15 protein-coding genes are annotated in these 20276 nt (G+C 72.4%); 3 read left to right on the forward strand and 12 right to left on the reverse strand.

The window, feature by feature from the left end:
* Nucleotides 1-52: 52 nt before the first annotated feature.
* Genes kal through kamD form a run of 3 tightly spaced genes read right to left on the reverse strand, consistent with a single transcriptional unit; the run spans nucleotide 53 to nucleotide 2789 of the window.
* Nucleotides 53-439 (reverse strand): 3-aminobutyryl-CoA ammonia lyase, encoded by a 387-nt coding sequence (gene kal / locus HNR21_RS23450; RefSeq protein WP_182706883.1) that lies wholly within the window; start codon nucleotides 437-439, stop codon nucleotides 53-55.
* Nucleotides 436-1197 (reverse strand): lysine 5,6-aminomutase subunit beta, encoded by a 762-nt coding sequence (gene kamE / locus HNR21_RS23455; RefSeq protein WP_119730558.1) that lies wholly within the window; start codon nucleotides 1195-1197, stop codon nucleotides 436-438. Before kamE ends, kal begins: the two co-directional genes overlap by 4 nt.
* Nucleotides 1194-2789, reverse strand: a complete 1596-nt coding sequence (kamD, locus tag HNR21_RS23460) for a lysine 5,6-aminomutase subunit alpha (RefSeq protein WP_182706884.1) — start codon at nucleotides 2787-2789, stop codon at nucleotides 1194-1196. Before kamD ends, kamE begins: the two co-directional genes overlap by 4 nt.
* Before the next feature lie 245 nt (nucleotides 2790-3034).
* Between kamD and HNR21_RS23465 the strand changes: the two genes are divergently transcribed.
* Nucleotides 3035-5578: a DUF4132 domain-containing protein gene (locus tag HNR21_RS23465; protein WP_182706885.1), complete on the forward strand. Its 2544-nt coding sequence runs from the start codon at nucleotides 3035-3037 to the stop codon at nucleotides 5576-5578.
* Here HNR21_RS23465 and HNR21_RS23470 read toward each other — a convergent pair whose 3' ends face one another.
* Entirely contained in the window at nucleotides 5579-5995 is a 417-nt protein-coding gene (locus HNR21_RS23470; protein WP_182706886.1) for a luciferase domain-containing protein, read from the reverse strand.
* Nucleotides 5996-6224: 229 nt separating this feature from the next.
* On the opposite strand from HNR21_RS23470, the gene HNR21_RS36435 reads away from it, so the two are divergent.
* Nucleotides 6225-8087 (forward strand): substrate-binding domain-containing protein, encoded by a 1863-nt coding sequence (locus HNR21_RS36435; protein WP_182706887.1) that lies wholly within the window; start codon nucleotides 6225-6227, stop codon nucleotides 8085-8087.
* A gap of 75 nt (nucleotides 8088-8162) precedes the next feature.
* On the opposite strand, the gene HNR21_RS23480 is transcribed toward HNR21_RS36435, so the two are convergent.
* From HNR21_RS23480 to kdd, 8 genes are all read right to left on the reverse strand, one after another.
* Nucleotides 8163-9824: an alpha-amylase family protein gene (locus HNR21_RS23480; protein ID WP_182706888.1), complete on the reverse strand. Its 1662-nt coding sequence runs from the start codon at nucleotides 9822-9824 to the stop codon at nucleotides 8163-8165.
* A complete protein-coding gene (locus HNR21_RS23485; protein WP_182706889.1) occupies nucleotides 9821-10792 on the reverse strand; it encodes a TIGR03885 family FMN-dependent LLM class oxidoreductase in 972 nt (323 codons plus the stop codon). The genes HNR21_RS23480 and HNR21_RS23485 overlap by 4 nt, the downstream gene beginning before the upstream one ends.
* A gap of 121 nt (nucleotides 10793-10913) precedes the next feature.
* A complete protein-coding gene (locus HNR21_RS23490) occupies nucleotides 10914-12833 on the reverse strand; it encodes a heavy-metal-associated domain-containing protein (RefSeq protein ID WP_182706890.1) in 1920 nt (639 codons plus the stop codon).
* A 211-nt stretch (nucleotides 12834-13044) separates the two neighbouring features.
* Nucleotides 13045-13749 carry a CPBP family intramembrane glutamic endopeptidase gene (locus tag HNR21_RS23495; RefSeq protein WP_182706891.1) on the reverse strand — a complete coding sequence of 235 codons (705 nt, stop codon included), beginning with the start codon at nucleotides 13747-13749 and terminating at the stop codon, nucleotides 13045-13047.
* A 134-nt stretch (nucleotides 13750-13883) separates the two neighbouring features.
* On the reverse strand, nucleotides 13884-14177 hold the full coding sequence (locus HNR21_RS23500) for a hypothetical protein (protein ID WP_182706892.1): 294 nt from the start codon (nucleotides 14175-14177) through the stop codon (nucleotides 13884-13886).
* 15 nt (nucleotides 14178-14192) lie between these two features.
* Nucleotides 14193-15866: a sodium:solute symporter family protein gene (locus HNR21_RS23505; protein ID WP_182706893.1), complete on the reverse strand. Its 1674-nt coding sequence runs from the start codon at nucleotides 15864-15866 to the stop codon at nucleotides 14193-14195.
* A gap of 263 nt (nucleotides 15867-16129) precedes the next feature.
* A complete protein-coding gene (locus tag HNR21_RS23510) occupies nucleotides 16130-17476 on the reverse strand; it encodes a DUF2252 domain-containing protein (protein ID WP_246442309.1) in 1347 nt (448 codons plus the stop codon).
* A gap of 112 nt (nucleotides 17477-17588) precedes the next feature.
* On the reverse strand, nucleotides 17589-18650 hold the full coding sequence (gene kdd, locus HNR21_RS23515) for an L-erythro-3,5-diaminohexanoate dehydrogenase (RefSeq protein WP_182706894.1): 1062 nt from the start codon (nucleotides 18648-18650) through the stop codon (nucleotides 17589-17591).
* A gap of 140 nt (nucleotides 18651-18790) precedes the next feature.
* On the opposite strand from kdd, the gene HNR21_RS23520 reads away from it, so the two are divergent.
* Nucleotides 18791-20185: a KamA family radical SAM protein gene (locus tag HNR21_RS23520; RefSeq protein ID WP_182706895.1), complete on the forward strand. Its 1395-nt coding sequence runs from the start codon at nucleotides 18791-18793 to the stop codon at nucleotides 20183-20185.
* Nucleotides 20186-20276 lie beyond the last annotated feature (91 nt).

Below are 20276 nucleotides of genomic sequence, written 5' to 3' on the forward strand. Positions count from 1 at the left end.
GAAAAGGGCTTCTTGGCCGAACGTTATCGCCCCCGCCGGACTGTCCGGGCCATCACGTCCCGGGCGGCGGCACCACGACGGTGCCGGTGGCGGTCACCACGACGATCGGCTCGTCCAGGACCCGGGCCGCCGAGGGGCCGCGCTCGGGGTCGGCGCGGCACACGACGCGGGCGGTGAACTCCAGGCGGCGGCTGCGGCGGCCCGCCGCGACCACGACGGCGGTGGCCTCCAGCACGTCCCCCGCCCGGACCGGGGCGCGGAACTGCACGTCGTCGTAGGAGGCGAAGAGTCCCTCGTCTGCGTCCGTGCGGATGCACACCTCGGTGGCGACGTCACCGAACATGCCCAGCACGTAGGCGCCGTCGACCAGGGCGCCGCCGTAGTGGGCGTGGGAGTAGGGCACGTAGCGGCGGTGCGTGACGGTCAGTCCCACGGTCATGGCGTCTCCAGCAGGGCGTGCACCAGGTAGGAGGCGACCTCGCCGGGGGTGGTGCCCTTGCCGAACACCGCGTCGACCCCCAGTTCGGCGGGGGTGAGGGAGCCGAAGCGGGGCCCGCCGACCACCAGCAGCGGCCGTCCCCTGCCGGGCCCTTGCGCGTCGGGGAACGCCGCGCCGAACGCCTCGGCCATCTGCCGCGTGTTGTGCAGGTGCGCGTCCCGCTGGGTGACGACCTGCGACACCAGGACGGCGTCGGCGTGCTCGGCGACGGCGCGCTCCACCAGTTCGGCCACCGGCACCTGGGCGCCCATGTTGATGACCTGGATCTCGCGGTAGTACTCCAGGCCCTTGTCGCCGGCGAAGCCCTTGACGTTGAGGATCGCGTCGATCCCGACCGTGTGGGCGTCGGTGCCGATGCACGCGCCGACCACCACCAGGCGGCGGCCCAGGGTGCGGCGGATGGCCAGGTTGACGTCGGCGGCGCTCAGCAGCGGGTAGGCGCGGCCCTCGGGTTCGGGGATGTCGGCGTAGTCGATCAGGTGACGGACCCGGCCGTAGACGATGAAGAACGTGAAGTCCGGCCCCATCGGCTTGGCGTGCACCACGTGCGCCGGGTCCAGGCCCATCGCCGCCGCCAGCCGCAGCGCCGCGGCCTCGGCGCGCGCGCCGTGCGGGACGGGCAGGGTGAACGACACCTGCACCAGCCCGTCGCCGGTGGTGTCGCCGTAGGGGCGGATGATCTGCGGTGCGGTGGTCATGCGGTCACCTCCGCCGGGGCGGGACCGGCCAGGTCCGGGTCGGCGGTGCCTTCGAGGATGTCGATGGCGGGGTTGTAGTAGCCGTCGGCGCGTTCGGCGACCCCGTCCAGGCCCTTGCCGCCGTCCGGGGGTCTGCGGGTGACGCCGAACGTGCCGTCGGCGATCGCGGCCAGCAGCCCGTCGTCGCAGATGCGTTCCAGCAGTTCCACCGACTCGGCCAGCACCCGGCGGGCGCGCTGCGCGACGAACCCGTCCGGGCGGGGCGTGAAGTCCTCGGCCAGCCGCCCGCACGCGTTGCGCACGTACCGGACGTTCTGCAGCGCCAGGTCCCGGTCCGACAGCCAGGGGGTGTGGATGCCCTCGGTCATCATCCCGATCAGGATGATCGACTGGCCGGTCATCACGGCGGCCAGGTTGAAGAACGCGTCCAGCAGGTAGCCGGCGAAGATGTCGCCGGTCATGTGCCGGGTCGGCGGCATGTACTTCAGCGGGGCGGCGGGGAACAGCTCCCGCACCAGCTGGGCGTGCGCCAGCTCCAGCCGGAACGAGTCCGGCAGCGCCGGGTCGATCTCGAAGGCGTGCCCGAGGCCGAGCAGCCCGTCGGTCAGGCCCGCCTCGTGGGCGAACCGTTCGTTGAGCAGCTGGCTGACGATCACGGTGTGGGCGGCGTCGACGGCGTCGGCGGTGGTCAGGTAGTTGTCCTCGCCGGTGTTGATCACGATGCCGGCGCGGGCGTGGATCTGCCGGGAGAACCGCTGGTCGATGAAGGTGCGGCGGGGGTTGATGTCGCGGAACACGATGCCGTACATGCAGTCGTTGAGCATCATGTCCAGCCGTTCCAGCCCGGCCAGCACCGCGATCTCCGGCATGCACAGCCCGGAGGCGTAGTTGGTCAGCCGCACGTAGCGGCCCAGCTCGGCCGACACCTCGTCGAGGGCGGCGCGCATCAGCCGGAAGTTCTCCCGGGTGGCGTAGGTGCCGGCGTAGCCCTCCCGGGTGGCGCCCTCGGGCACGTAGTCCAGCAGGGACTGCCCGGTGGAGCGGATCACGGCGATGACGTCGGCGCCCTCGCGGGCGGCGGCCTGCGCCTGCGGGATGTCCTCGTAGATGTCGCCGGTCGCGACGATCAGGTAGATCCACGGGTGCGGCGGGTCTCCCACGGTGCGCAGCAGCCGGTCGCGTTCGGCGCGGCGCGCGTCGATCCGGGCGATCCCGGCGGCGGCGTCCCGGTGCGCGGCGGTGCGGGCGGCGTCGGCGTCGGCCCCCTCCGGGATGCGGAACGCCGCCTGTCCCGCGGCGGCGGCCTCGGCCAGTTCCCGCAGGGTGCGGTGCGGGCCGGTGACCAGCGCGTCCCATACCGGCAGGGCCACGCCGTGCTCGATGCCGACCTGGTCGCGGACGGCGTCGGCGAGGTGGTTGACCCACGGGGTCCCGCCCTCGTCGGCGCCGGACAGGCCGGCCAGCCGCAGCAGCGCCCGTTCCACCGACACGGTGGTGTGGGTGCGGGCCATGTCGATGATCGGCTCGGCGGCGCGCGCGGCCAGTCTGCGCGCGCGCCGCACCACGTCCGGGTCCAGGCCGAGCTTGCCCATCGGCGCCTCCTCGCAGAGAACGAAACCCCTGCGAAGGATCCTCCGCCCTCAACCGGCTTTTCCGCAAGATTCTTCATGGAACGGAGGCACTCCCAAGAAGAAATCGGACATCGTGGACCGGAGGAACGCCGCCCGCCCCGGCCTGGTCAAGGACGTCCGTCACCGCGTTCCCGCCCCGCCCGGTCACGGGCCGCCGGGCCGCCGGGCGGGCCGGCGATGTCAGACCAGCCTGCCAAGATCCCGGCATGCTGTACGAGCGGCTGACGGCGAAGGCGCGCGCGGGCGACGGCCTCGACGCCGTCCGGACCGACGCGATCGAGAAGGTCCGCTGGCTGGTGGACCTGCTCGACCGGCAACGCGAGAACTGGACCGAGCAGCTCGCCTGCCGTGACCGCGAGCGCCACGAGCGGCTCTCGACGGAGATGGACCTGATCGGGACGAAGATCCGGGAAGGACTCGGTTCCTGCGGGCATGACGAGCGGCGGGCGGCGGCCGTCGTCCTGACGCTGGCGGCGGAGTTCACCGACACGCTCTGGGACTACGACGAGGAGCTGGCGCTGGTCGTCCCGGGCACCCGGGGATGGTCGGCGCCCGAGGCGTCCGCGCTGCTGGCCCACGTGGAGGCATGCCACATGGCGTTCTGGTTCGCCAGGTCCCTGGGGTTCGCGCTGACCGCCGCGGAGGCGCTCGACGTGGACGATCAAAGGACCGTCGCGCCCCTGCTGCAACGGATCCACCGGCGGCTCATCGACGAGGAGGGCGTCGGCGCGGGACATTACAGCGCCCTGGCCAGGCGGATATGGAGGCTGCTCAAGAACGTCGACGGAACGCGGTTCCCCGCCGGGACGATCCCCGACCACGACCCCTGGGCCGAGCCGCTGCGCGAGCACGCGAACGCCTCCCCGACGCCCGAGCTGGTCGACCTCGTCCTGCATCTGGCCGCCCTGTCCGGGCCACGGCCGTCGGAGCGGTGGCGGCGGCGCTGCCTGGAACTGCTCGATGCCACGGGCGCCGTCGATCTCCCCTCCCGCTGCCTGCGCGGCTTGGCGGAAGGCGAGGCGCTGTGCAGCCGGGAGCACGGGCCGCTGCCGTCGTGGCCGTTCGATCATCACCACCACTACCTGGTGCGCCCCACCCACGTCGACCTCGCCCGGGGCCTGGTGTGGTCGGCCGCGCTGGTGGACGGGGCCGCGACGGTGCACGACCTGGTCGCGCTCGCCCTGCGCACCGGGGGGCCGGACGGCGACGTCGTCGAGCAGCTCAAACTCGCCGGGGCGGCGGTCAATGCCCTGGGCGGCATCGACGGCCCGTCAACGCTCGAAGCGCTCTGGCGGCTGCAACGGACGATCCGCCACCGAGGTCTGCGCAAACAGCTCGACACGGCGCTCCGCACCGCCGCCGGACGGCAGGGCATCACCCCGGAGCAGCTGATCGAGCGCAGCGTGCCCGCCCACGGCCTGGCGGCCGACGGGTCGGCGACCCGGGAGCTGGGCGACCACCGGGCCGTGGTGTCGGTCGAGAACGCCGCGACCGTGCGGCTGTCCTTCGCCCTGCCGGACGGGCGGCGGGCCCGGACGGTGCCCGCGGCGCTCAAGGAGCCGTACGCCGAGGAGCTCAAGGAGCTGAAGTCCCTCGTCAAGGAGATCCGCGGCACGCTGTCGGGCGAGCGGGCCCGGCTCGAAGGGCTGATGTCCGCCGAACGCCGCTGGACTTACCAGGAGTGGAGCCGCCACTACCGGGACCACCCCGTCACCGGGGCCGTCACCAGGGACCTGATCTGGGAGTTCGCCGGCCCGGACGGCGCCTGGACGGCGGCGGTGCCGTCCGGGCCGGGCCTGCTGCGGGCCGACGGGCGCGAGCTGCCCCCACCGGCGGCGCACACGCCCGTCCGGCTGTGGCATCCCATCCGGGCCGCGGCCGACGAGATCACGGCCTGGCGGGAGTTCGTCACCGGCCGCCGGATGCGCCAGCCGTTCAAGCAAGCGTTCCGCGAGATCTACCTGCCGACCCCGGCCGAGCTGGAGACCGGCGGCTACTCCAACAGGTTCGCCGCGCACATCGTCCACTACCCGCGGCTGTATGCACTGTTCAAGACCCGCGGCTGGCGGGCGAACTTCCTCGGCCCCTACGACGGCGGCCACGACGGCGAGGCCCGCGGCACCTTCGCCGAGGGCGAATGGCAGGCGTGCTTCTATCACGAGAGCGTCGAAGCGGAGGACGTCGACCACCGCCCCGACTACGCCGCCACCGACCAGGTCCGCTTCGAGCGGCGCACCGGCCGCACCTGGCGCCGGGTGCCGCTGGCGGAGGTGCCCGCGATCGTGTTCAGCGAGGCCATGCGGGATGTGGACATGTTCGTCGCGGTGACGTCGATCGCGGCCGACCCCGACTGGGCCGACCGCGGCGAGGACCGCTATGCCGCCTACTGGCGCAGCGCGAGCTTCGGTGAGCTGACCGCCGGCGCCGAGGTGCGCCGCGACGCGCTGGCCCGCATCCTGCCCCGCACCAGGATCGCCGACCGCTGCCGGCTGGACGACCGCCACCTGGTCGTCCGGGGCGACCTGCGCATCTACAAGATCCATCTCGGCTCCGCCAACGTCCTGATGGAGCCGGACGACTCCTACCTGTGCATCGTCCCCGCCCGCCGCTCCACCGGCGGCGGGCTCTACCTGCCGTTCGAGGACGAGCGGCTCTCCCTGATCCTCAGCAAGGCCTTCCTGCTGGCCGCCGACACCGAGATCACCGACGGTTCGATCCTCCGCCAGATCACCCGGGGCACCCCGCCGTGATCACCGGTCGGCGCCGGACGCGCCCCACCGGGTCCGGGCCGCGTGGGGGCAGGCCGCGGCGGCGCGGCGAGGCGGGCGGCCGCCGGGGGCGTTGGCCTGGATGGCCAGGCTGACCAGGGACTGCAGGAGGAACAGGTCGCCGTCGGTGTCCAGATGCACCTGGACCCAGCCGGTGTCCCGGCAGGTGTCGACGCGGCCGGAGGCGGTGAGGGTCGTGCTGAGACGGCAGATGACCTTCTGGGTGAGGAGGACCTCGGCCAGGTCTCCCTGATGGAGGTGGACGATCTGCAGGCCGGGCAGGGCCAGGGCGCGGCCGGGCGGGCAGTCGGCGCGGCAGGCCGTCAGCGGCCAGTTCCGGAATCGGTCGATCGCCAGGTCGGCGTACGAAACGGAGCGGGTGCTGCGTCCTCGGCTCATGGCTCCCAGCGTGGCCGAGCACCGGGCCGTGTGATCGCTCCGCGGCCGTCCTGGTGGGATCCGCCGGTTCCTGGTCCCTTCCGGGAATCCCGGAACGCTCCCGGAAGCGTCCTGGACGCGACCACCGGTCGCACGGACGGACACCAGAACGCGAACTTCAGGACAACTCGCCGACGCCGCATCCGCCCGGACCCGATCATGGATGGTCGCCTCACGGCGGGTGCCGGGGGTGCGCGAGACGGACGGAGCGGCGTTGGACTCCTACCTCGACCGGAAGGCGGCCTTCACCCGTGACCTGGTCGCCCGCCTGGGCGGGAACGAGCCGGGCGCGCTGGCGCGGCGCACCGGGCTGCTGGAGGAGACGGTCCGGGCGCTGCTGGCCGGAGACGGCGAGCTGATGTCGTGGGAGGTCGTCAGCGCCTGCCTGGCCGCGGCGGGCGTCGACGGCGGCGCGGCGGCACAGGTGCGCGGCCGGTGGGCCGCGGCCGAGCAGGCCCTGTGGGACGAGCGAGGCGACGATCTGCGCGCGGCGTTCGAGCAGAACAGGCAGGGCAAACCCGCGAAGGTGGCCGAGGCCCACCGGGCGAAGGTGCCCTGGCGGCGGCTGACCGCGCGGCATCCGGTGACCTTCGAGCCGTGGACCGTGCCGACGTTCGCCGCCGACCGGACACTGCCCGATCCGGCCACGGCCGGCGACATCCGGGACTTCTACGCGCTGCTGGCGGACCTGAGGGCCTGGGCGGGCTCGCCCCGGCAGTCCGAGATCGAGAAACGCTCGTGGGGCGCGCTGCCCGACGCCACGATCAGCGCGATGTTCCAGAAGGACCGCTGGCGCACGACCAGCGACCGCGAGCGCACCCGGATCGGCTACTTCGCGGCGGCCTGCGGGCTGCCCGAAGCCGAGGTCGCACGCTGGGTCGAGGCGTACGAACGGCTGCGGCACGTTCCCCCGCCCGACGACCTGGCCCATGCCCGCGCCGAGGCGGCCGAGCTGCGGCGGCGGCTGGCCGCCGTCCAGGCGGAGGCGGCGGACCTGCGGGAACGCCTGGCGGCCGCCGAGAACCGGCGGCCCGCGCACCGGCCCCCGCCCGCCCGGGACACGCGGCGGGACCGCGGGCGCCGGGCGCTGTCGGCGGTCGTCGCCGCGCTGCTGTTCGCCGGCGGCGTCGGGATGGGCGCGGCGGTCGGCGGGGACGGCTCGGCGGCGGGCGGTCCGGTCTGTTTCCGCGGCACGCTCCACCTGATCGGCTCCACCGCCTTCGAACGGACGGCCGAGGCTCTCCGGCGGGGCTACGAGGCCCTGTGCGAGGACGCGGACATCGAGGTGCGGGCCATCGGCTCCAACGAAGGAGTGCGCGCTCTCACCGCCGCCAACGCCGCCTCGACGATCGCGATGCACGACGGGTACCTGCGGCCCGACTCCGACGAGATCAGGGTGCGCGGCTTCCGGAGGTTCCCGGTCGCGCTGGTCGCGTTCGCCGTCATCGTCCACAAGGACGCGAACGTGACCGGCCTGTCGGTCCGGGAACTGCGTTCCATCTACGCCCGCGACGGCGGCCCCACCGGCTGGAAGCACTTCAGGGGCGGCGCCGACGTGCCGATCCGGCTGGTCAGCAGGACCGAGGGCTCGGGAACCCGGACGATCTTCGAGGAGCGGGTGCTCAACGAGCCCGAACCGGAACTGTCGTCCCGGGACTGCCGGCGCAAGGACGAGATCCGCGCCGCCGCCCGCATCATCCGCTGTGAACGCAGCAGCCAGGGACAGGTCCTCGACACGGTCGACCAGGTCCCCGGCGCGATCGGCTACGCCGAACTGCACGTCGCCGCGAACGCCCGCCGCTACCCCAACGTGCGCATCCTCACCCTCGACGGCATGAAGGCGGACGTCTCGTCGGCGGGAGCCCGCTACCCGTTCGTCGCTCCCGAGGTCTTCTACACCCACGGGCCTCCCCCCAACGGCAGCCCCGCCTCGGCGTTCCTGACCTTCCTCGCCGGTGACTCCGCCAGGAGGCTCCTCCAGCAGGCGGGATCTCCCCCCTGCCTCACCCCCGGCTCCCTGCTCTCCGCTCCCTGCCAGCCCGACCAGAGGTGATCTCCCACGCGCACCGGCGCGTCCCCGGCCTGCTGGCCCGTCCGCACGGGTCATGCCGGCGAACGGCGTTCGGTATCAGGCGCCGGTGGGGCGGGGACGCAGCCAGCGGCAGCCGTGCCCGTCCAGGCCGATCACGGCGCGGCCGTCCGGGGCGATCTCGGTGGTGCCCTCCCCCAGCAGATCGGTCAGCGACCAGGACGAGTCGAACCCGTCCAGCACGAGACCGACCTCGACGGCGTCCGCGGAGAAGTTGTGCAGCGCCACGACGGTGCCGCCCTCGTAGGTGCACCGGTGCGCCAGCACGGACTCGGACCCGGTGTCGAGGACGGTGAAGTCGCCCCAGGCCAGCTCCGGGTTCTCCCGGTAGCGCTCGATGAGCATCCGGATCCACGACAGCAGCGAGCCGGGGTCCCGCCGCTGGGCCGCCACGCTGACATGATCCGGCCCGTACCGGCCCTGCACCACCCTCGCCGGGAACCGCGACGGCTCCGCCTCCGAGAAGCCCGCCCCGCGTCCGGGCCGCCACTGCATGGGCGTGCGGACCGCCTGCCTGCCCTCGGCCTCCGGGTCCTCCCCCATCCCGATCTCCTCGCCGTAGAACAGCACCGGGGTGCCGGGCAGGGAGAACAGCAGGCTGTAGACCATCTTCAACCGCTCGAGGTCGCCGCCCAGCGTCGGCGGCAGGCGCCGGCGCAGCCCCCGCCCGTACAGGCGCATGCCCGGCTCGGGACCGAACGCCTCGAAGACCTCCTGGCGTTCGGCGTCGGACAGCTGGTCCAGCGTCAGCTCGTCATGGTTGCGGACGAACGTGGCCCAGTGCCCGTCCTTGGGCGGCGTGGGCCGTGCCGTCAGGGCCTCGGCCAGCGGCCGGGCGTCCCGGCGGGCCAGCGCCAGGTACATCTTCTGCATGCCGACGAAGTCGAAGCACATCGTCAGCTCCTCGCCGTCCGCGCCGCCGTAGAAGGGCATCGTGTCGGCGTAGGGCAGGTTGACCTCGCCGAGCAGGATCGCCTCGCCGTTGCGGCGGGACAGGAAGGAGCGCAGGTCGGCCAGGTAGTCGTGCGGGTCGGGCAGCCGTGACGCGTCGGTCTGCCCGCTGGTCTCCAGCATGAACGGGACGGCGTCGACCCGGAAGCCCGACAGGCCCAGCTCCATCCAGAAGCCCATGATCCGGGCGATCTCGTCGCGCACCTCGGGGTTGGCGACGTTGAGGTCCGGCTGGTGCTTGTAGAAGCGGTGCAGGTAGTACTGCCCGGTGTGCTCGTCGTACTGCCAGAGGCTGTCCTCCTTGTCCGGGAAGACCACGCCCTTCGGCCCGTCGGCGGGCGGCTCGTCCGCCCACACGTACCAGTCGCGGTACCGCGAGTCCCGGCTCGCGCGGGCGTCGCGGAACCAGGGATGCCGGTCGGAGGTGTGGTTCACCACCAGGTCGGCGATCACCCGCATCCCGCGGTCCCGTGCGGTACGGACGAACTCCACGAAGTCGCCCAGCGTGCCGAGCCGGGGATCCACCCCGTAGAAGTCGGTGATGTCGTAGCCGTCGTCGCGGTCGGGCGACGGGTAGAACGGCATCAGCCAGATGCAGGTGACGCCCAGCCGTTCGAGGTGGTCGATCTTCTGGGTCAGCCCGCGGAAGTCGCCGCAGCCGTCCCCGTCGCCGTCCCGGAAGGTCTCGACGTCCAGGCAGTAGACGACCGCGTTCTTCCACCACAGGTCCGAGGTTCTGGTCAGTCTCATGGCGTGTGGTCCCCGGTGAGCTGGGGCAGCACCCTGGCGCCGAAGGCGTCGATGAACGGGCCGAGGTCCTGCCCGACGTGGTGCAGGTAGATGCGTTCGAAGCCGAGTTCGGCGTACTCGTGCAGCCAGGCGGCGTGCCTGCCCAAGTCGGCCGAGACGTTGACGACCTGGGCGACCTGCGCGGCGGTGACGTGCTCGGACACCACGTCGAAGTGGTCGGTCATCTCCAGGTCCCAGCAGACGGGCGGGGCGAACACGTTGCTGCGCCACTGGTCGTGCGCGATGGCGGCGGCCTCCTCCTCGTCCGGTGCCCAGCTCAGATGGACCTGGAGGGCCAGCGGGCCGCGTCCGCCGGCGTCGCGGTAGGCGCCGGCGATCCTGCGCAGCGTGGGCAGGGGGGCGTTGACGGTGATCAGGCCGTCGGCCCATTCGGCGCACCAGCGGGCGGTGGCCTCGCTGACCGCCGCGCCGAACAGCGGCGGCACGCTCTCGGGGCGGGTCCACAGCCGGGCCCGGTCCACGGTGACCAGCCCGTCGTGGCTGACCTCCTGGCCTTCCAGGAGCGCCCGGATGATGTCGACGCACTCGCGCAGCCGCGCGTTGCGGACGTCCTTGCGGGGCCACGGCTCCCCGGTGATGTGCTCGTTGCTGGCCTCGCCGCTGCCCAGCGCCGCCCAGAACCGGCCGGGGTACATCGCCGCCAGCGTCCCGATGGCCTGCGCGATGATGGCGGGGTGGTACCGCTGCCCGGGCGCGTTGACCACGCCGAACGGCAGCCCGGTGGCCTGGAGCGCCGCTCCCAGCCACGACCAGGCGAACGCCGACTGGCCCTGGCGGGCGCTCCACGGCGAGAAGTGGTCCGAGGACATCGCCGCCGTGAAGCCGGCCTCCTCCGCGTGGACCACGGCCGCCAGGAGCGCCCCGGGTGCGATCTGCTCGTGGGAGGCGTGGATTCCGTAGCCGGTCATGCGCGGGCCATTACCCCGTAAACGGGGGCATATCCGCGGGTGTGTCCCACGGCCGCGCGGCCCCGTTCCGCGAACCGCCTGACCGGCCGCGAAAGGACGGAGCACGCCCCAGGGTCAGGTGTCAGCCGGTGGCGGAGGGTTGCGGTGCGGCGGCTCTGGCCGCCCGCAGGCCGGTGGCGGCGCCCAGGATCATGGCCGCGGCTCCCGCGATGTGCACCGGGGTAAGGGCGACCGCGGTGAGGCGGCCCCGGGCCGTCACCGCGAGGACGGTGGCGAGCGTGGTGCCCGCCTGGCTGAAGTACACCGCCTGCCGGCTGGCCGTGTGGGCGGCCGAGGCCACGCGCAGGACGCGCCACACGTCGGTCAACTGCCGTCCGCACACCAGGTCCGCCGACCAGAACACGGGGCTGCCGGGCATGGCGAGCGCGACGCCGACGTCGGCGGCGGCCAGTGCCGCGTCGTCGGCCGCCGAGATGACCAGGACGCCGTCGCCGGCCTCCTGGAGCCGCCGTACGTGTCCGGCGAGGTCGTCGCCGGCGTTGAGGATCCGGCCGGCGGGGGGCAGCAGTTCGGCGACGCCCGGCCCGTCGGTGACCAGCAGGCCGGCCCGGGTGGAGCCCGCCGCGGCGAGGATCTCCCGGGCGAGCGGCACCGGCCGCGGTCCGACGGTGACGCGGCCGAGCCGCCGGCCGTTCTCGTGCACCCCCAGCCGATGATCGCCCGGGACGCGTTCCAGGCGATGATCGCCCTGACGCCAGGGACCGGCTCCGGTCAGGTCCGGCCGCGGCATGCCGTGCAGCACGTGTGACGCGGCCCGCAGCACCTGGTCCCGGTCGACGCCGGGGTCGGGTTCGGCGTCGAGGACGTGAAGACGGCGCAGGGCGGCGGAGTCGACCACGATCGTCGACACCCGGTCGAGCCGCCGCAGGCCCGCCGCGTTCAGCGGCACGATCCCCCGCCGGGCCAGCTGCCAGCCCGCCGCCGCGGCGAAGGCTCCGCGCCCGTAGGTGGCGGCCTTCGGCACCGCGGCGAGAAAGGCGTCGATCGCCCGGCCCGGGTCGCGGGTCAGGGCCAGCGCGCCGGCCGCCGCGGCGGGGGCGACCGGGCCGAGCCGTTCGTCCCACCTCTCGATGGGGCCCGGCGGGCGGGGACGCGGGCGCGGAGACCGCAGGGGCGGCTCGTGCGGAACGCTCGCCGGGCCGACGAGCTCGCCTTCGCGGCGTCCCCAGACCCGCCGCCGTTCCCACCGTTCGCCCAGCAGCAACGCGTGGTACATGCCGTCGACCACGGGCGCGAGCATGCCTTCGGACAGGCCGTGGACGGCGGCGTTCGCGACCGAGATCACCAGGTCCGTCTCGATCGGGCCGATCCGCCGCTTGAGGCGCCGGCGCAGGCCGTGCTCCACCTCGAACAGGGCGACGGCCAGCCGTGCGCGGTGCGGCAGCGCGGGAAGGCCCAGCAGCGTGCCGACCGCCGCGGCCGCCAGGGCCGCGCAGTCGGCGGCCAGCTCGGTCGCCGCCACGATCACGGGGGTCCTGTCGCCGGGCAGGACCACCTGGTCCCAGGCGAAGTCCTCATCCCGCGTGCCGTGCGCCCCCTCCACCGCACGGACCGCGTCCAGGAGCGTTTCGACGTCCACCCGGTCCTCGTCGAACGCCACCAGGACCTGGCCGGTCACCGCGTTGACCTCGGCCCAGCGCACTCCCCGAAGGCCGCGCAGCGATCTGGTCGCATCGCCGGCCACCTTGCGCGCCCGCTCGTCGTGCCCGCCGATCCCGCGCACCTCGATGTAGGCCCGGCCGTGCTCGGCCCACACCCGCCGCCGGCGGCGACGTTCGTGGAAATCGATCAGGGAGCGTTCGGCCTCGGCGATCTCCCGGGGCGCCGTGGCGGCGGCGTCCAGTCCCCGTCGCGCCACCGATCGTAGGGCCGTGTCGGCCTGCCCGACCGCCCCGGCCACCGTCGCCTTCCCGAGGGTCGCCGCCCCGGCCGCCGCGCGCACACCGGCAGCGGCCGTCGCCTCGGCGGTGCGCAGTGCCATGTCCGCGCCCCGCCGCGGCAGTGACGTCGCTCGCCCGGCGAGCCGGACCGTGTACCCCAGCATCGCGCGCGAATTACCCCGATGGCCGCGACCTATTCCAGGCAGAACGTCCTTCCCGGGCACGGGCCCGGCGGCCCGGGACGGACGTTCCCGGTCTCACGCGCCCGGATCTCGTCCGGCGATCCGCGCGGCGGGACAGCCCGCACGTGGCTCAGCGGAAGTTGATGACCAGATAGGCCGTGATGAACCCGAGCCCGTTGGCCGCCCAGTGCAGCGCCGCGGGTGCGAGCAGGCTGCCGCTGCGGCGTTGCAACTCGCACAGGACCGCCCCGGCGAGGGCCATGGCGGCCACCGCCACCGCCGTGGCGATCACCGCACCCAGCGGCCCCGCACCGAAGATCCGCGTGAAGAAGGGATTGACCGTGCTGATGCCGGAGGCGGGCACGACGTGCCAGAGACCGAACAGCCCCGAGGAGACCACGGTCGCCCACGCCACGCCGTGCTCGGATCTGACCAGGGCGTACAACACTCCGCGAAAGGCCACCTCCTCCAGCAGAACGGTGCCCACGGGTATGCGCACCAGGACCTCGAAGGCCAGCCTGCCGGGGTCGGCGCTGCCGACCCGGCGGTCGAGGAAGAGATCCCGCGTCGCCGGAAGCAGCGCGCACACCAGGTAACAGACCGCCACCACGACCACGAGGAGCAGACCCCAGGTCACTCCGCGGCGCACCGCGTCGCGGCCCAGCCCCGCCTGGTCCCAGCCGACGCCGGCCGACCTGAGCAGGACCAGCAGCACCGCGGTCGCGACGATCGAGGTGAGCACGTAGGCAGCGGGCAACAGGCGGTTGTTCAGCACGTTGACCAGCGTCAGCACGATGACAACCGCCGCCACCGCGACGTGCGAGGCAACAGGCATGACCACCTTCGAGCCTAGGCCCGCCGTCAAAGCGGGGACATGGCCGGCGCGGTGGGGCGGTGCACGCCGAGACCATCGCCCGCATCGCGCCGGCGGGGTCAGCCGGCTCGCTTCAGGCCGTCGATCAGAAGGGTTCAGTCCGGGTCCCGTTCCGTTGGGGGCGGATCGGTGGGCACGAGAATCGGACGCAGCCGGGCCCAGACGAAGAACACCGCGGCCACCACGATGAGCGAGATCCCGGTCCAGAGGTTGAGGTTGATGCCGTCGGCCTTGGCCAGATCCTCCTCCGTCGTCCCGACCAGGCCGGTGACGACGAGTATCACCCCGTAGATCCCCATCAGCAGGCCGATCATGGTGCGGATGTCGAAGACCCCCGCCCGTTCCCTGCGCGGGCGGTCGCGCTGCGGGTCGCTGTGCGGCGTGGACATCTGTGGTCTCCTTGCTCAGCCGAAGACGACGTTCAGGCCGATCACCAGGACCAGGGCGACACCGGCCAGGAGGCCGGGCCGCTGGTACCAGGATTCGCGCGCGTCGCGCGGGTCCCGGAAGCTCTCCTTCGGTGTCAGCGAGTACACCAGGCCCGCCAGCTCGCGCTCGGGCTTGGAGCGGGTGACCATGGTGACCAGCCAGCTGACGACGATGTCGACCACGAACGCCGCCCCGGCGCCGATGAAGCTGGCGCCCTGGCCGGGAAGGTCGATCACGCCCGTCTCGTTCATCAGGAAGACGCCGACCGCGGCCACGGTACCGCTGACCAGTCCCAGCCACCCGGCCGTCGGGGTCATCCTCTTCCAGAACATGCCCAGGATGAAGGTGGCGAACAGCGGGGCGTTGAAGAACGAGAACAGCTGCTGCAGGTAGTCCATCAGGTTGCTGTAGCCGGCCGCGATGAACGCGGTGCCCATGGCCGCCACGGTGGCCAGCACGGTGACCACCTGGCCGACCCGCAGGTAGTAGTCGTCGGAGCGGTGCCTGACCGCGTACCCCTGCCAGATGTCGTAGCTGAACACCGTGTTGAACGCGCTGATGTTGGCCGCCATGCCGGCCATGAACGACGCCAGCAGCCCGGCGATCGCCAGTCCCAGCATGCCGTTGGGGAGCATGTCGCGCATCAGGTACAGCAGCGCGTTGTTGTAGTCGACGTCGCCGCCGGCCTTGCCCGCGATCATCTCGGGCACCAGCACCGCCGAGATCATGCCGGGCACGATCACGATGAACGGCACGAACATCTTCGGGAACGCACCGATGATCGGCGTCCGCCGTGCCGCGTTCATGCTGTTGGACGCCATCGCCCGCTGCACCTCGACGAAGTTCGTCGTCCAGTACCCGAACGACAGCACGAAGCCCAGCCCGAACACCAGCCCGATCGCCGACAGGACGCTGGAGTCGAAGCCCGCCAGCTCGTTCCCGGGCCAGGCGCTCATCTGCTCGGCCCCGCCCGGGCCCGCGCTGACCCGATCGACCAGCCCGTCCCAGCCGCCGACCTGGATCAGGCCGCCGATGGTCAGCGGAGCCAGCGCCGCCACGATCACGAAGAACTGGAGCACCTCGTTGTAGATCGCCGCCGACAGCCCGCCGGCGGTGATGTAGAGCAGCACGATCAGCCCGGCCACGATCACGGCGACCCACAGCGGCCAGCCCAGCAGCACGTTCACGATCCGGGCGAGCAGGAACAGGTTGATGCCGGCGATCAGCACCTGCGCGAACGCGAAACTGACCGCGTTGACCAGGTGCGCTCCGGGACCGAAGCGACGCAGCATGAACTCCGGGACGCTGCGCACCTTGGACCCGTAGTAGAAGGGCATCATCACGATGCCCAGGAACAGCATTGCGGGGACCGCGCCGATCCAGAAGTAGTGCATGGTCGGCATCCCGTACTGCGCGGCGGTGGCGCTCATGCCCATGATCTCGACGGCGCCGAGATTCGCGGAGATGAACGCCAGCCCGGTGATCCAGGCCGGTAGCGAGCGCCCGGAAAGGAAGAAGTCCAGGCTGTTGGAGATCGCCCGCCGCGCCAGATAGCCGATGAGGAGCACGAACGCGAAGTAGAGCGCGATGATCGCGTAGTCGATCACCCCGGCGTCGAGACGAAGGCTTGTTTCCTGGGCGAGGACCACACTCAGCTCCCCGAAGTCGTCACGGTTCCCACATCGGCGGCTGCCCTGCTCGGGCCCGTAGCACGTTCGCGGCTCAAAGTGGCGCCAACGTACTATCCGATCGGCAGGAGCTGTCAAGGCGGCCGATCACGCCCAAAGCCCGCTCTGGAGTAATGGCGTGACGAACCGTGAGCGGCGGTCCCGGCTGACACGGCCGTGAACGGCGGCGACCGGCGGGACACCCGCTTTGATGCGGTGTGGACGAATGCCTTCGCGTCGTCGGGTCACGACTCCAGGAGCAGCTTCAAAGGCCCTTGCTGGGAACGGAAGGCGTCGACGAAAAGGCGGTGGTCGTCGCGGACGATCTCGGCGTACCCCATGCCGAAGGAGACCATGGCGTCCACGAACGCGTCCTCGCCGGTTCGCCCGATCACCTCCATGATCGCGTCCTCCACCTGGAAGTCCACCAGCGAGTGGTCCGAGTCCCGGTCCGACACGCAGTGGATCTTGGCGGTGGCGCGGCCCAGGTCCTCCAGCAGCGGCAGCATCTCCGCCGGCTCGGTCAGCCCCGACCAGTCCAGGTCCTCCTCGTACGGCGACAGCTCCTGCACCACGTAGCCGACCCCGTCGATCTGCGTGTGGCCCAGCCACGGGTCGGTGTTGGCCTGCAGCGCCCGCCGCGACACCGCGGTGCGGTGCCCGTGGTGCAGGAAGAACTCCCGGATCCGGGCGTCGTCCACCACCCGGCTCGGCGCCGCCACGTTCCCCTGCTTCATCGACAGGATCACGTCGTTCTCCAGCGCCTGGGTGCGGCCCTCCACCAGGATGTTGTACGCCGACAGGCCCGCCGACCCGATCCCGAACCCGAAGCTGCCGATGATGTCCTTGACCCGGTAGGTGATGCTGGAGAACCGCTTCTCGGCCGGGATCGTGTCCAGGTACTCGGTGAACGCCGCCTCCACCTTGGCGCGCTCGGCGTCGTCCAGCCGCCGCACGCCCGGCCCGGACTTGAACCGCCGCTCGTGCTCCTCCACCAGCGTCTTGCGCTCCAGCAGCTCGATCCGCGTCGACGCCAGCGCCTGGATCAGCACCTCCCGCACATAGCCCTCGGCGTTGTCCAGCGTGATCGCCCAGCTGCTGTCGCCGGGGTTGGTGTGGAAGTAGCGGACCTGGTCGACGTAGGCCCGCACGTAGGCGGCGATCAGCCGGCGGATGTCGTCGTCGGAGATCGCCTTGATCCACGCCAGCAGCGCCACGCTCGCCACCAGCCGCTTGATGTCCCAGGTGAAGTGCCCGACGTACGCCTCGTCGAAGTCGTTGACGTCGAAGACGAACACGCCGTCGTCGTTCATGTAGGTGCCGAAGTTCTCCGCGTGCAGGTCCCCCTGGATCCACACCCGCGAGGTGCGCTCGTCGGCCCACGGGTCCTCGTCGTGCACGATGTCGGCGTAGTACAGGCAGGCGCTGCCCCGGTAGAACGCGAACGGATCGGAGGCCATCTTGCGGAACCGGCGGCGGAACTCCGCCGGGCTGCGCCGCATCAGGTCGGCGAACGCCTCCACCAGCACGTCCACGATCTGCGCCTGCCGGTCCTCGGGCTCCCGCCGCCGCAGCGACTCCACGATGCTCAATGCCCGCTCCCTCCGCTCGTCCCCCGCGGGGATCACCGAATCCTCCCCGGTGACGCCGTGCCCGGCCCCCGGGGGTGCTCCGTCATGAGACGGCGGCGCCGGGAAGGTCGACTCATTCTTGCGGAGAATGTCCCAGCCTGGCGGTGAAAAGATCGCGAACGCCGGCCGACGAGCGCACCAGGTCCAGCGCCGCCTCCGCGTGGCCGGGCACGTACCCGTTGCCGATCAGCATCGTCACGTCGGCCGCCAGCGCCTCGGCCCCCAGCGCCGCCGCGGTGAAGGAGGTGGCCATCGAGAAGAACACCACCGTCCCGCCCTGCGCGGTGGCCAGGATCGCGCCGTGCTCGCAGCCGGGCACGTCCACGCACACCACCGTCACGTCCGCTGGTCCCCCGGCCGCCCGCACCGCCGCCTCCACCGCCACCGGGTCGCGGGCGTCGGCGACCGTCACCCGGTCCGCCAGCCCGGCCGCCGCCAGCAGCCCGGCCTCGCGGTCGTCGCGGACCAGCCCGATCAGCGTGCGGGCGCCCGCCCGCCGGGCCGCCGCCAGCGACAGCGACCCGCTCTTGCCCGCCGCCCCCAGCACCGCCACCACCGGCGCGGCCCCGGCGGCGCGCACCACCCGGCCGGTCAGCGCGGGTGCGCCGCACACGTCCAGCACCGCCAGCGCCAGCGGCGTCGGCAGGTCGCCGGGCAGCACCGCGGCGATCGAACGGGCGAACAGGATCGCGTGCCCGTCGGCGGGGACCTGCTCGTCCAGCCCGTCCCAGCGGGCCAGCCCGTCGGTGATCGCCAGCGGGGTGCAGGTCAGCGACACCAGCGTGGCGACCCGGTCCCCCGGCGCAAGGCCCAGCGGGGAGTCCGGGCCCACCTCCTCGACCGTCCCGACCAGCATCCCGCCCGACCCGGTCACCGGATTGTGCATCTTGCCGCGCTCGGCGACGATCTCCAGCACCGCGGCGCGGATCGCCGCCCCGTCGCCGCCGTGCCGCTCGTGCAGTTGCCGGTACGAGGCGGCGTCCAGGTTCAGGCGCTCGACGCGGACCCGGACCTCGTCGGGGCCGATCCGCGGGTCGGGGTCCAGGCGGCGGGCGGCCTGCGGGAGCACCCCGGGCGGGTCCACGACCCGGTGCAGGCCCAGCGGGGATGATGCGGAGATGATCCGGTGATCCATCCGTTCACGGTAGCCCGCCCCCTGTTCACTTGAGAACATCCGGGGTATCTCTGGTCTCGACGGAATTCTTCCCGTACGGTCAGATCAAGACTGGAACATATACGGATTCCACTGGGCGTCGACACCCAACGGAGGGTGCCATGACCACCGTGACCAGCACCGCGACCACCGCCGCGCCGCGAACGGCCGCCCCGGACCCCGCGTCCCAGCCCTACCCCTACCGCCGCCGCCCGCTCACCGAACCCGACTGGCGGCGCCTGCCCGGCTGGCGCGACGTCACCCGCGCCGAATGGGAGTCCGCCCAGTGGCAGCGCGCCCACTGCGTCAAGAACGTCCGGCAGCTGCGCGAGGTCCTCGGCGACCTGATCGACGAGTCCTTCTACGCCGACCTGCAGCGCGACCAGGCCACCCACGCCACCATGTCGATGCTGGTCACCCCGCAGATGCTCAACACCATGGACACCGGCGGCACCGACGCGTTCTACGCCGACCCGGTGCGCCGCTACATGATCCCGGTGTTCAGCGACCGCCGCGCCGACTGGCCCTCCCACCCCCGCGCCACCCGCGACTCCCTGCACGAGGCGCAGATGTGGGCCGTGGAGGGACTCACCCACCGCTACCCCACCAAGGTCCTCGCCGAGCTGCTGCCCACCTGCCCCCAGTACTGCGGGCACTGCACTCGCATGGACCTGGTCGGCACCTCCACCCCCGCCGTCGCCAAGCACCGGTTCACCCTCAAGAACCCCGACCGGCACGCCGCGATGCTCGACTACCTGCGCCGCACCCCCGGCGTCCGCGACGTGGTGGTCTCCGGCGGCGACGTCGCCAACCTGCCCTGGCCGCGGCTGGAGGCGTTCGTCGACGCGCTGCTGGACATCGACTCCGTCCGCGACATCCGGCTGGCCACCAAGGCCCTCATGGGCCTGCCCCAGCACTGGCTGCAGGACGAGGTCCGCGCCGGCATGGAACGGCTGGCCGCCAAGGCCCGCCGCCGCGGCGTCCAGATCGCCGTGCACACCCACGTCAACACCGCGCGGTCGCTCACCCCGCTGGTCGCCCGCGCCGCCCGCGCCCTGCTGGACACCGGGATCCGCGACGTCCGCAACCAGGGGGTGCTGCTGCACGGCGTCAACGACACCCCCGCCGACCTGCTGGACCTGTCGTTCGCCCTGCTCGACGAGGCCCAGATCATGCCGTACTACCTGTACATGTGCGACATGATCCCCGGCAGCGAGCACTGGCGGCTGCCGCTGTGGCGGGCCCAGGAGCTGCAGCACGCGATCATGGGCTACCTGCCGGGGTTCGCCACCCCGCGGATCGTGTGCGACGTGCCGTACGTCGGCAAGCGCTGGGTCCACCAGCCCGCCGACTACGACCGGGAACGCGGCATCTCCTACTGGACCAAGAACTACCGCACCGCCCTGGAGGCCGCCGATCCCGACGCCCTCACCCGCCGCTACGAGTACTACGACCCGATCCACACCCTCCCGTCCGCCGGGCGGGCCTGGTGGGCCGAGCAGGCCGCCGCCCGGTGATCGTTCCCGGGCCTGGGAACTGATCGACGCATCTGACCTGTGACCTTTACATTGTAGATCAACTGTCCGGGGCGGGCGTTCCTGTGGCAGC

Source organism: Thermomonospora cellulosilytica (assembly GCF_014138835.1).
In the GTDB taxonomy this organism is placed as follows: Bacteria; Actinomycetota; Actinomycetes; order Streptosporangiales; family Streptosporangiaceae; genus Thermomonospora; species Thermomonospora amylolytica.